This is a genomic window from Streptomyces sp. NPDC059696 (assembly GCF_042733745.1).
Classification (GTDB): domain Bacteria; phylum Actinomycetota; class Actinomycetes; order Streptomycetales; family Streptomycetaceae; genus Streptomyces.
Genome location: NZ_JBHWFG010000010.1, coordinates 63690 through 76119, shown reverse-complemented (window position 1 = coordinate 76119; position 12430 = coordinate 63690). Strand labels below are relative to the sequence as shown.

Genomic DNA, 12430 nt, shown 5'->3' with positions numbered 1-12430 from the left:
TTCCGCGCTCAATGGCATTGACGAGAAGCGACTTCCGCGCCGCCCAGCTTTCAAACGAATTCCGCTCGCACCCCATAAAGGACTCTTATCACCCTCGGCAGCGGTCATTATGAACGCAGGCCAGGAGGCGGAATTCGGCCTTCTTATCGTAGCCATACGAAACGTCTATGGCTTGGGAAGCGAACTCGAATCAACCAATCCCTGCCGGGTAATCGGCGCTCGACGCCACGACCGCCGACAAGGGCCGGCCTGTCGTCGCCCCGCTATTCCGCCGAATTCAGAGGGACCCCGCATGACACTGATGCTCGACCAACCGGTCGGCACGACCCGCTTCCGTGCCTTCGGTCCGCGGCAGATCGACGACGTCGTCCGGCGCTACGGGCTTTCCACGGAGCTGCGGGACGGCATCGCCCTGCTGGCGCACGTCCTGCCGTTCCGCGTCAACGAGTACGTGCTCGACGAGCTGATCGACTGGACGGATCCGGCGCAGGACCCGCTGTTCCGCCTGGTCTTCCCCCAGCGTGGCATGCTTCCCGAAGAGGACGAGCGCTCCCTGGAGTCGCTCGTGCGCTCCGGGGCGACCAAGCGCGAGATGGCCGCCGAGGTCGCCCGGATACGCGCCGGTCTCAACCCCCACCCCTCCGGTCAGCGCGAGTACAACGTGCCGGTGCACGAGGGCGAACGACTGTCCGGTCTGCAGCACAAGTACCGCGAGACGGTGCTGTACTTCCCCACGCAGGGCCAGTCCTGCCACTCCTTCTGCACGTACTGCTTCCGGTGGGCGCAGTTCGTGGGCGACCCGTCGTTGCGCTTCGCCGCCCCCGGCCCGGACCGCCTCGTCCGCTACCTGCACGACCACCCCGAGGTCAGCGACGTCCTGGTGACGGGGGGTGACCCGCTGGTGATGAGCACCGACCGCCTCACCGGCCATCTGGAACCCCTGCTGGGTGTGGAGAGCGTCAACACCGTCCGCATCGGCACCAAGTCCCTCGCCTACTGGCCGCAGCGGTTCGTGAGCGACGCGGACGCCGAGCCGCTGCTGCGGCTCTTCGAACGCATCGCGGCCGCCGGCAAGCAGGTCGCCGTCATGGCCCACTTCACCCACCCCCGCGAGCTGCACACCGCCCGGGTGACCGAGGCCGTGCGGCGGATCCGGGCGACGGGAGCCGTGGTCTACTGCCAGGCCCCGATGGTCGCGCACATCAACGACGACGCCGAGACCTGGGCCTCCATGTGGAAGTCCGAACTGGCCCTGGGCGCCGTCCCGTACTACATGTTCGTCGAACGTGACACCGGCCCCTACGACTACTTCAAGGTGCCGCTGGCCCGGGCGATGGAGATCTTCCACACCGCCTACCGCACCCTGCCCGGACTCGCCCGCACCGTACGCGGCCCGGTGATGTCCACGACGCCCGGCAAGGTGGTGGTGGACGGTGTGGAGACCGTCGGCGGGGAGCGGTACTTCCAGTTGCGGCTGGCCCAGGCGCGCAACCCGGCCCTGGTCGGCCGCCCGTTCCGGGCGCACTTCGACCCCGGCGCCACCTGGCTCGGCGACCTGGAGATCGCGGCGGACACGCCGCAGGACATCCGGGAGGCGCTGCACCCGTGAACGCCTCGATGTCCCCCAACCTCGCCCTCAACGAACAGGTCGCACGGCTGCGGGCCGAGGGCCGGTCCGTCGTCCACCTCGGCTTCGGCGAGTCCCGCCTGCCCGCCTTCGGCCCGCTGGTGGAGCAACTGCGCGCCGGTGCCCGTCGCAGCGCGTACGGGCCCGTCGCCGGAGCACACGACGCTCTCTCCTCGCTCGCCGGGTACTTCGAGCGCCGTGGCCTGCCCACCGGCCCGCAGGACGTCCTGCTCGGCCCCGGCAGCAAGCCCCTGCTCATGGCACTGGACCTGGTCCTGCCCGGCGACGTGCTCCTGCCGCGTCCGAGCTGGAACTCCTACGAGCCGCAGGCCCGCATGGCGGGGAAGCAGGTGTACGGCGTCCCGATCCCCGCCGAGTGCGGCGGAATCCCCGACCCGGACGCCCTCCCCGAGGTCATCGAGCGCGCCCGCCGCACGGGAGGCGACCCGCGCATCGTCGTGCTCACGCTCCCCGACAACCCGACCGGCACGCTCGCCTCCGCCGGGCTGATCGAGCGGGTGTGCCGCATCGCCGAGACGGAGGACCTGGTCGTCGTCTCGGACGAGATCTACCGCGACGTCATGCACCGGCCCGGCGCCCCGTTCCTCAGCCCCGCCGAAGTGGCCCCCGACCGCACCGTGGTGACCACCGGGCTGTCCAAGTCCCTGGCGCTCGGCGGCTGGCGCGTCGGCGGTCTGCGGGTGCCCCCCGGTGCTTGGGGTCGCGCACTGCGCGACCGGCTGGTCGCCGTGGCCAGTGACATGTGGTCCACCCTGTCGGGCCCGATGCAGCAGGTCGCCGAGTACGCCTTCGGGGATCCGCCCGAGATCCGGCAGCGGCTGGCGGCCAGCGCACGCCTGCACGGAGCCGTGGCCCGGGCCGTGCACGCGGCGGCGGTCGCCGCCGGTGCCACCTGCCGGCCGCCGACCGGGGCGTTCTACGTCTACCCCGACTTCGAGCCGCGGCGCGAGGCGCTGGCGCAGCGGGGGGTGGACGGATCGGCGGCGCTGGCCCGTCATCTGCTGGACGAGCACGGCCTGGCCGTGCTGGCCGGGCACCACCTCGGAGACGATCCCGGCGCGCTGCGCTTCAAAGCCGCCACCAGCATGCTCTACGGCGACACCGACGAGGAACAGGAGGCCGCTCTCGCGGCCCCCGACCCGCTCGCCCTTCCGCACGTCGCCGACGCCCTCATCCGCGTCGCAGAAGGCTTCGCCAAACTCGGCGCCTGACCACCCCGGAGACATCATGGAGACACCCGACGTCCGCGCGGTCGTCACCGGCATCACCGCCGAGGTCCTCGGCGTCGACCAGGCCGCTCTGCACGGCACACCGGCGCTGACCGACCTGCCCACGTTCAGCTCCTTCCGCATCGTCGAGATCGTCGAGCGGGTCGAGGAGGAACTCGACACCGAGGTCGAGGCGAGCGAACTCACCCCGGACAACCTCAGCCGCCTGGACACGCTGATCGCCCTCTTCGAGCGGACCGTGCGCGCCGGTGGAGTACCGGGATGACCGTCACCGACCTTCCCCGCACGGCGTGGCGCCCCGCCGACCTCGAACGTGCCGTGTCCGAGGTGGAGGCGGAGGCCGCCCGGCACGCCGAGGAGTGCGACCGCGAGGCGCGCTTCCCCACCGAGGCGCTGGCGGCCATGCGCCGCACCGGTCTGCTCGGGCTGCTGGTCCCCGCCGAGGACGGCGGCCCCGGCGGCGGAATGGCCGACCTGCTGGCGGTGAGCAGCCGTCTGTCCCGCACCTGCATGTCCGTCGGCATGATCTTCACCATGCACTGCCAGCAGGTCGCAGCCGTCGTCCGGGACGGCGGGGCCCTGCGCGAGCGGCTGCTGCCCCGTGTCGTCCGCGGCGAGCTCTATCTGGCGTCGGTGACCACCGAGGCCGCCACCGGCGGGCACCTGCTGTCGTCCGGGTCCTCGCTGACGGCCGGCGACGATGCCACGGTCCGCGTGGACCGCTTCGCCCCCGTGGTGACCGGCGGCGGCCACGCCGACGGCTTCCTGATCACCGCCCTGGCGCCCGACGCCACGTCCCCGTCCCAGCTGTCGCTGGTCTACGCCGACCGCGGCCAGCTCACCGTCACCGCGCGGGGGGACTGGAACCCGATGGGGATGCGCGCCACCCACAGCGCGCCCCTGCATTTGGCCGGCGAGATCCCCCGTGACCAGGTCATCGGCGCGCACGGGGCGTTCCGGGACATCGCGGTACGCACCTTCGCACCGCTGGCCCACCTCGGCTGGGCGGCGTGCTGGCAGGGCGCCGCCGACGGCGCGCTCCGGCGCGTCGTGACCCTGCTGCGGGCCGAGCGGGGCCGTCACGACCTGGACTCGCCCCTGCTGCTCACCCGTCTGTCGCGGGTCCGTCAGCGCCTGGACACCGTCCACGCGTTGATCACGCACACCGCGTCGGTCCTCGCCTCGGCCGAGGACTTGACGAGCGCGCCCGTGCAACTCCTCGTCAACGCGGTGAAACTGACCGCGTCCGAGCTGTGTCCTGCGGCGGCCGACGAGCTCACGGACCTGATGGGCATGCGCCACGGCTACCTGCGCGACTCGCCGACCGGCCTCGAGCGGACGCTGCGCGACCTGCGGTCCGCCCCGCTGAACTACAGCAACGACCGGCTGCACGCGGCGGACGGCGTGCTGACCCTCATGGACCGGGAGGTCCGTCATGTCTGACTCGCTGTTCGACCTGTTCTCCGCAAGCGCACGGAGGCACCCGGACCGGCCCGCGCTGAGCGTGGCCGGCGTGACCCTCACCTACCGGGAGCTGGCCCGGGCCGCCGACCGCCTCGCGACCCACCTCGGCCCGGTCCCGGCGGGAGCGCGCATCGGGCTGCTGGCCTCCCGCTCCCCCCTGGCCTACGCCGGGTACCTGGCCGTTCTGCGCAGCGGGGCGACCGTGGTGCCGCTCAACCCGGTCTTCCCCGCGCAGCGCAACGCCGCGATCGCCGCCCGGGCCGGTCTGCGGACCGTGCTCACCGACACCGCGCTGCGGGACCTGATGCGCGAGAGCGCGGTCCCGCTCGCCCTGGCGGCGGCGGACGGCACCCCGGCGGGGCATCACGCTCCGGATGCGTGGGCCGGGGAAACCGCGGCCGGGACGGGTGGTCCGGGCGCGTCACCGCCGGCCGGCGAGGCCCCCGCGTACATCCTCTTCACGTCCGGCTCGACGGGTGTTCCCAAGGGCCTGCCCATCGCGCACGGCAATGTGCTTCCCTACGTGGCCCATCAGGTGGAACGCTACGAGGTCGCGCCGGGCGACCGGCTGAGCCAGACCTTCGACCTGACCTTCGACCCGTCCGTGTTCGACATGTTCGTCACATGGGCCGCCGGCGCCACCCTGGTCGTGCCGCAGCGGGAGGACCTCGCCGACCCGGCCGCGTTCGCCCGGGCGCACCGGCTCACGCACTGGTTCTCGGTGCCCTCGGTGGTCTCGCTGGCCGCCCGCATGCGCAGGTTGCCGGCCGGGTGCCTCCCCGACCTGCGCTGGGGCCTGTTCGCGGGAGAGCAACTGACCCTCAAGCAGGCGGCCGCCTGGCACCGGGCGGCACCGCGGGCGGTCATCGAGAACCTGTACGGCCCCACCGAACTCACCGTCACCTGCACCACCTACCGGCTGCCGGCCGACCCGGCCGACTGGCCCGAGACCCGCAACGCCTCCGTCCCGATCGGCCGCCGCCTGCCGCACCTGGAGCACATCGTCCTGGACGAGACGGGCCGCCCCGCGGCCGAGGGCGAGTTGTGCGTACGGGGCGTGCAGCGCTTCGCCGGTTATCTGGACCCGGAGAACAACGCCGGCCGTTTCCTCACCTGGGAGCCCGGCGCCGCCGCCCGCGTCCACGCCACGCACGAGGCCCCGGCGGCGGGGCTGTGGTACCGCACCGGCGACCGGGTCGTGGAGGAGGACGGGGTGCTGACGCATCTCGGCCGGCTGGACGCCCAGGTCCAGGTGCACGGCTACCGGGTGGAGCTGGGCGAGGTGGAGGCGGCCCTGGGCAGCCATCCCGGCGTCGAGGACGCCGCCGTCGTCTTCGACGGCACCGACCTCAGGGCCCTCTACACAGGCGCCTCGGTGCCGGTGGCGGAGCTCGCCGGGTGGGTGGCGGGCCGGCTGCCGGCCTACATGGTCCCCGGCCGGTTCCTGCGGGTGGACCGATTCCCGCTCAACGACAACGGCAAGCTCGACCGCAAGAAGCTGGAGACGCTGGCATGCTGAGGAACGATCACGACGCACTCTGGCACAACTCCCTCACGCCGCAGGCGGTACAGGACGGCGGCTTCGACGCCACCGCCGTCGTGCAGGGCAAGGGCTGCCGCCTGCAGGACGCCACCGGCACCTGGTACCTGGACGCGCGGGCGGCCATGTGGAACACCACCCTGGGCTACAGCTGCGACCGGATCGTGGACGCCGTCACCGAGCAGCTCCACCGGCTGCCGGTGGCGCAGACCATCCGCTACCAGGAGCCCGCCGAGATCTCTCTGCGCTACGCCCGCCGGCTGGTAGCCGAGCTTCCCGACCCCCTCAACCACGTGCGCTTCGGCAGCACCGGCTCCCAGATGACCAGCGCCGCGGTGCTCCTGTCGCGCTTCGTGCGCAAGGTCCGCGGCGAGACGCAGCGCGTCAAGGTCCTCGCCTTCACCAACGGCTACCACGGCACCGGCGGCCTGGCCGGCGCGCTCACCGGTGAGCGCCAGATGCACGCGCTGCAGGCCCCGCTCGCCCCGGAGGTGCACCACGTCCGGCCGTGGGACCTGGACGCCCTCGAACGGGCCGTGGAGCGGCGCGGGCCGGAGAACATCACCGCCGTGATCGTGGAACCGATCATGGGCACCGACGTCCTGCCGGCTCCCGAGGGCGCCCTCGCCTGGATCCGGGAACTGTGCGACCGGCACGGCATCCATCTCATCGCCGACGAGGTCACCACGGGCTTCGGCCGGACGGGAGCGATGTCCGTGACGGCGGCGCGGGGTGTGCTGCCCGACATGCTGGTGCTGGGCAAGGGCATCACCTCCGGCTACTTCCCGCTGGCCGCGCTGGTCTGCTCGGACGCCGTCTTCGACGAGGCCGTCTCCCGTCCGGAGTACGTCTTCCCGCACGGCTGCACCGCCGACGGGCACCCCGCCGCCATGGCCGCCGGGCTGGCCGTCCTGGAGGAGCTGGCCGACGGCACGCTGCTGGAGCGGGTGCGGACCGTCGGGGCGGAGATACGCCGGCGGCTGCGCGCGGCGGCCGAGGAGATCCCGCTCATCCACGACGTGCGCGGCGAAGGCCTGATGATCGGCGTCGAGTTGCGCCGGGAGTGGGGGCGGCCGGGCGAGAGCGAGATGGCGCGGGTGCGCGACGCGTGCAAGGCGGCCGGTCTGCTGCTGACCAGCACCAACAACACGCTCGTGCTGATGCCGCCGCTCGTGCTGGACGAGGAGGAGGCCGACGAGCTGGTGGAGCGGCTGACGGCCGCGTTGCGCACCGTCGCCGGGCACGGCTCGTGACCCGGCGTCCCGCCGTCGCGGTCGTCGACGGTTTCGGGTCGGCGGGCCGGCTGGCGAAGGCGTTCGACGCCGCCGGCCACGACTGCGTGCGGGTGCAGAGCACCGTCGACCTGCCCGCCCACTACCGCAGCGAACTGGACCTCGGCCTGTACGCCGTCAACATCGTGCACGCCGGCGACGTCGAGGCGACCGCGGCGCTGGTGGCCGGTCACCGGCCGATCGCGGTGATCGCCGGGGCCGAGCAGGGCGTCGAACTCGCCGACGCCCTGAGCGAGATGATCGGTCTGCCGGGCAACGGCACCGCGCTCAGCCACGCCCGGCGCACCAAGGACGTGCAGACCCGGACGGTGGCGGCGGCCGGCCTGCCCACGGCACGTCAGCTGACGGTCGAGGACGCCGCCCAGCTGGAGGCGTGGCACGAGAGGCTGGGCGGGCGGGTCGTGGTCAAGCCGGTCCGCAGCGCCCGCAACGACGGGGTGAGCGTGTGCGACAGCCCGGCCGAGTCCGTCGCCGCCTACGAGCGGGTCAGCCGCGCCGTCAACGACTTCGGTGTGCGCAACGAGGGGGTGGTGGCGCAGGAGTACCTGTCGGGCACGGAGTTCGTGGTCAACACCGTCAGCCGGGACGGGCACCACCGCGTCACCGACACCTGGCGCTACCGGAAGATCGACGTCAACGGGGTCCGGGATCGCATCAACGGCATCCTCTCGCTGCCGCCGTCGGATCCGCGCTGGAGCCGGCTGCGGGAGTACGCCTTCGCGGTGCTCGACGCGCTCGGCATCGCCCACGGGCCCGCCCATCTGGAGATCATCCTGACGTCCGGCGGCCCGCGCCTGGTGGAGGTCGGCGCTCGCCTGTGCGGCGCGGACGTGGCCCGGTACGCCGTCCTGGTCACCGGGGAGTCGCAGATCGACCGCACGGTGCAGGCGTACACGGACCCGACGGCCTTCCTCGCCGATGCCGACGCGCCCTACCGCAGGGACGGGCACGCCGCGATGGCGTTCCTCGCCTCCCCGCTGGAGGGGCGCCTCACGTCGTACCCGCTGCTCGGCGAGGTGGAACGCCTCGACAGCTACCAGGGCATGGCGCTGCGGGTCACCCCCGGCCAGCGGTTGCGGCGCACGGTCGACGACAGCACCGAGCCCCTCGCGATCGGTCTGGCGCACGCCGACGCCGCGACCGTCGAGAAGGACTTCCAGACCGTCTGCTACCTCGACGGTCACGGCTTCTACGAAGTGGAGCAAGGACACCATGGGTGACCCCCGCACGATCGCCCTCGTCGATCCCTACGGCGCCGTCAACAAGGTGGGCCAGGCGTTCCGCGAGGCCGGGCTCGACTGCGTCCGCGTCCAGTCCACCCCTGAGGTCCCGCCCTCCTACGGACCGGCCGACCTCACCGGCTACCGGGACAACCTCGTCCATGACGGGACCTTCGAGCACATGGTCGAACGGCTGGCGAAGGTCCGCCCGGAGGCCGTCGTGGTGGGCAGCGAACTGGGGGTGGAGTTCACCGACCGGCTCAACGAGGCCCTGGGGCTGCCCGGCAACGGAACCGCGCTGAGCGAGGCCCGCCGCGACAAGTACGTCCAGATCGAGGCCCTCAGGGCGGCGGGGGTGCCCACCACCCGGCAGGAACGGGTCGGCTCCCCGCGGGAACTGGAGGCATGGCACCGGTCCGTGGGCGGCCGGATCGTCGTCAAGCCGGTGCGCAGCGCCCGCAACGACGGGGTGTCGTTCTGCGACACCCCCGAGCAGTCGGTCGCCGCCTACGAGCGGATCATGTCCCGGGACAGCGTCTTCGACGTCCCCAACGAGGGGGTGGTCGCCCAGGAATACCTGCGCGGCGTGGAGTTCGTGGTGAACACCGTCAGCTGCCGGGGTCGGCACCGGGTCACGGATGTCTGGCGCTACCAGAAGATCACGGTCAACGGCATGCGCGACCGGATCAACGGCATGACCTCCGTCCCGCCCGAGGACGCGGACTGGCACGCCGTCACCGAGTACTCCCGCCGCGTCCTCGACGCCCTCGGCATTCTCTGGGGCCCGGTGCACCTGGAGGTCATGCTCACCGGTACGGGACCCCGCCTGGTGGAGGCCGGCGCGCGGCTGTGCGGGGCGGACGTCGCCCGGTATGCGGTCCTGCTGACCGGCGAGTCGCAGATCGACCGGACCGTGCAGGCCTACGCCCATCCGGAGCGGTTCCTCAAGGAGGCCGACGCCCCGTACGCCGTGCGGAACCACGGCGCCATGGCCTTCTTCGCCTCGCCCTACGAGGGTGTGCTGCGCGGTTATCCGTACATCGGCCTGATCGAGGAACTGGAGAGCTGCCGGGGCGTCACCCAGCGCTTCAAGCCGGGCGAGCGCCTGGTGCGCACGATCGACGACGAGAGCGAACCCGTCACGGTGGGCCTGATCCACCCGGACCGGTCCGTCCTCCTGCAGGATTTCGCCACTGTCTGTTATCTGGACGGCTTCGGCTTTTACGACGTGGAACCGGGGCACTGAGACAGTCTCACCGTCCCCGGACCCGTCCATCCATCCGTCCGGGGACGGTGCAGGCGCCGGCGCCAGAGCGGTGCCGGCGATCGGACCGAAACCCAGGGGAGCATCGTGGCCAAGGGCTGGCGCAGGGACTTCAACTTCGTCTGGGCGGGCGAGACGGCCTCGCTCGTCGGCACTCAGGTGTACCAGCTGGCCATGCCGCTGACCGCGGTTCTCACCCTCGACGCCGACCCCGCACAGCTGGGGCTGCTGGGCGCGCTGACGTTCGCCCCGTACGTCATCCTCGGTCTGCCCGCCGGCGTCCTGGTCGACCGGTGGCAACGGCGCGGAGTGCTGATCCTGTCCAGTCTGGGACAGGCGCTGTCGATCGGTGCCATCCCCCTGCTGGCGGCGCTGGATCTGCTGACGTTCGGCCGGCTGCTGACGCTGGCCTGTCTGGCCGGAACCGCGCGGGTGTTCTTCACGATCGCCTACCGCTCCTATCTGCCGGCGATCGTGCCGCCGGAGCATCTGACCGGTGCCAACTCCCGTCTCACGGCGAGCGAGTCGGTGGCGGAGATCGGCGGCCCGGGGCTGGGCGGGGCGCTGGTGCAGCTCATCGGGGCGCCGTTCGCGCTGCTCGTCGACGCGCTGTCGTACCTGGCCTCGGCGCTGGGCGTCTCGGCGGTGCGCAAGCGCGAGAAGGCCGTCCGCGTCGATCCCGCGCCGTTACGGTCCCAGGCCTCCGAGGGCTTCCGCTTCACGTTCTCCAGCCCTTACCTGCGGGCCACCCTCGGGGAGGCCGCGAGTTACAACCTGTGCTGGCAGATCGTCCTGACGATCCTCACCCTGTTCGCGGTCAAGGAGCTGCACATGAGCCCGGGGACGCTGGGTCTCATGCTGTCCATCGGTGCCGTGGGCGCCCTGCTCGGCGCGGCGTTCACCGACCGTCTCGCTCACCGAGTGGGGCTGGGCCGCACCCTGGTGGCCGCCGCGGTGCTCGGTGACCTGGCACCTTTGCTGCTGCCCGTCGCGCACCGCGGCACGTGGGCGGCCCCCCTCTTCGCCGTCACCTTCTTCGTGCAGGGCTTCGGCATCACCGCCTGCAACGTGCACACCATGACGATCCGTCAGAGGGTCACTCCGGAGCAGCTCCTGGGGCGCACCAACGCCGCCTACCTCTTCGTCGCCCTGGGGATGAAGCCGGTCGGCTCGCTGCTGGGGGGGTGGTTGGGCACCCACCTGGGGCTGCGTGGGGCGCTGGTGGTGGGGACGGTGGGGCTGCTCAGCACCAGTCTCTTCCTGATCCTCTCTCCGCTGCGCACGGTCCGCACCCTGGACAGCCTCAGTCCCGAACCCCCCGAGGACGCCCGGGCGACCACGTCTGCGAGCGCGCCCTGAGCGGGCCGCCTCGCGTCCCGACAGCGGCCGCGAGGGCCGCGTGTCCTCCCGTCACGGCGGGCGAGGGAGACTCGCCTGCCCTGGCCGGCGGTCGGTGAAGCCGTGTGCGGGCCGAGGCCGACCGGCCCCATCTGGGCCCGGCCCCCGGGGCCGCCACCCGGGGGCCGACCTGTCTCAGGCCACGTCCACCCGCAGGGCGTGCCCCGCCTTGTCCAGCGCGGCACGGCACGTGTCCGCGTCGCCGGCCAGGGCGATCGCGTAGGCGACCCGGCCGTCCATCAGACCGCGGGGCGGGGGCGACTTGACCTCTCCCGGCGCCGCCAGGGGGCCGCAGCGCACCACCTGCTCCGGCAGTCCCGCCTCCTCGAAGCGGACGCCCGCGATGACGGAGTCGTCGGCGGGCGGGTAGTAGAAGCGGATGGCGGCGACCTGGCGCCGTCCGACGGTCGCCGCCGGCCTGGGCGGCTTGCCGCACGCGACGTCGGCGGCGGCGAGCGCGAGGTCCGGGCCGCCTCCCAGGAGGTTCAGCAGGGGGATCATGCCCCCGCCGATCCGGGCATTGACCTCGATGACCTTCGGCCCGGTTGGTGTCAGCCTGATCTCCGTGTGGGTCACGCCGTCGGTGAAGCCCAGCGCGGCGTGCGTACGCGTCACCACGTCCGTCAGCGTCGGGTCGGACCACAGCGGGTCGCCGGGGTCGACGATGTGCCCGGTCTCCTCGAAGTAGGGCTCGAAGCCGACCTCCTTGCGGGCGAGGCAGACCGGGGTCACGGTGCCGCGGTGGACGACGCTGTCGACACTGATCTCCGGACCTCGGGCGAACTCCTCGACGAGGATGTTCCGCTCGTGCGTCGGGAGGTCGGGCGCCCACGCGCCGCTCGCGTCCGTGAACCCGACGGCCCGCGCGAGGTCGTCGGGAGAGTCGGCCCGCACCACACCGAAGCTCCCGGCGAGGGCGCGCGGCTTGACGACGACCGGATAGCCGATGTCCCCGGCCACCGCGAGCGCCTCCTCGCGCCCGGAGACGAGCACCGAGCGCGGCTGGGGCACCCGGTCCGCGTCGAGGGCCGCACGGGTGCGGTACTTGTCCCGGCAGCGCTCGACGCACCGCGGGTTTCCTCCCGGAAGTCCGAGGGCGGCGGCCACCTGCGCGGTCTGCTCGATCCAGGTCTCGTCCCAGCAGATGACGCCGTCCAGCGCCTGCTCGGCGTCCACCGCCCGGGCGGCCCGCACGAGGCCGTCGACGTCGGCCAGATCGGCCACGACGGTGTGGCCGGCCGTGTACGCCCGTTCCCACGTGGGGGGTTCGGTCAGCACCAGGTGGACACGGAAGTCGCGGCTTATCGACCGCAGCAGGTACTCCCGGTACGCGCGGATGCCCGGCGTGATCACGAGCAGGTGTCCCATCGTCATG

10 protein-coding genes are annotated in these 12430 nt (G+C 72.5%); 9 read left to right on the top strand and 1 reads right to left on the bottom strand.

The window, feature by feature from the left end; genetic code table 11:
- Positions 1 to 292 precede the first annotated feature (292 nt).
- From ACFV20_RS13535 to ACFV20_RS13495, 9 genes are all read left to right on the top strand, one after another.
- Entirely contained in the window at positions 293 to 1609 is a 1317-nt protein-coding gene (locus tag ACFV20_RS13535; protein ID WP_385655844.1) for a KamA family radical SAM protein, read from the top strand.
- An 8-nt stretch (positions 1610 to 1617) separates the two neighbouring features.
- Positions 1618 to 2859 (top strand): pyridoxal phosphate-dependent aminotransferase, encoded by a 1242-nt coding sequence (locus ACFV20_RS13530; protein ID WP_385656100.1) that lies wholly within the window; start codon positions 1618 to 1620, stop codon positions 2857 to 2859.
- A 16-nt stretch (positions 2860 to 2875) separates the two neighbouring features.
- Positions 2876 to 3142 (top strand): hypothetical protein, encoded by a 267-nt coding sequence (locus ACFV20_RS13525; protein WP_385655842.1) that lies wholly within the window; start codon positions 2876 to 2878, stop codon positions 3140 to 3142.
- A complete protein-coding gene (locus ACFV20_RS13520) occupies positions 3139 to 4320 on the top strand; it encodes an acyl-CoA dehydrogenase family protein (RefSeq protein ID WP_385655840.1) in 1182 nt (393 codons plus the stop codon). The genes ACFV20_RS13525 and ACFV20_RS13520 overlap by 4 nt, the downstream gene beginning before the upstream one ends.
- Positions 4313 to 5860, top strand: coding sequence for an amino acid adenylation domain-containing protein (locus ACFV20_RS13515; protein WP_385655838.1), 1548 nt, complete (start codon positions 4313 to 4315; stop codon positions 5858 to 5860). Before ACFV20_RS13520 ends, ACFV20_RS13515 begins: the two co-directional genes overlap by 8 nt.
- Positions 5854 to 7134 carry an aspartate aminotransferase family protein gene (locus ACFV20_RS13510; protein ID WP_385655837.1) on the top strand — a complete coding sequence of 427 codons (1281 nt, stop codon included), beginning with the start codon at positions 5854 to 5856 and terminating at the stop codon, positions 7132 to 7134. The genes ACFV20_RS13515 and ACFV20_RS13510 overlap by 7 nt, the downstream gene beginning before the upstream one ends.
- Complete coding sequence (locus tag ACFV20_RS13505; protein WP_385655835.1) at positions 7131 to 8393, top strand: ATP-grasp domain-containing protein; 1263 nt, start codon at positions 7131 to 7133, stop codon at positions 8391 to 8393. Before ACFV20_RS13510 ends, ACFV20_RS13505 begins: the two co-directional genes overlap by 4 nt.
- Positions 8386 to 9639 (top strand): ATP-grasp domain-containing protein, encoded by a 1254-nt coding sequence (locus ACFV20_RS13500; RefSeq protein ID WP_385655833.1) that lies wholly within the window; start codon positions 8386 to 8388, stop codon positions 9637 to 9639. Before ACFV20_RS13505 ends, ACFV20_RS13500 begins: the two co-directional genes overlap by 8 nt.
- Positions 9640 to 9744: 105 nt before the next feature.
- The gene (locus ACFV20_RS13495) at positions 9745 to 11016 is read left to right on the top strand and encodes an MFS transporter (RefSeq protein ID WP_385655831.1); all 1272 of its coding nucleotides are present in this window, start codon (positions 9745 to 9747) and stop codon (positions 11014 to 11016) included.
- Positions 11017 to 11190: 174 nt separating this feature from the next.
- On the opposite strand, the gene ACFV20_RS13490 is transcribed toward ACFV20_RS13495, so the two are convergent.
- Entirely contained in the window at positions 11191 to 12429 is a 1239-nt protein-coding gene (locus ACFV20_RS13490; protein ID WP_385655829.1) for an acetyl-CoA carboxylase biotin carboxylase subunit family protein, read from the bottom strand.
- Between the last annotated feature and the right edge of the window lies 1 nt (position 12430).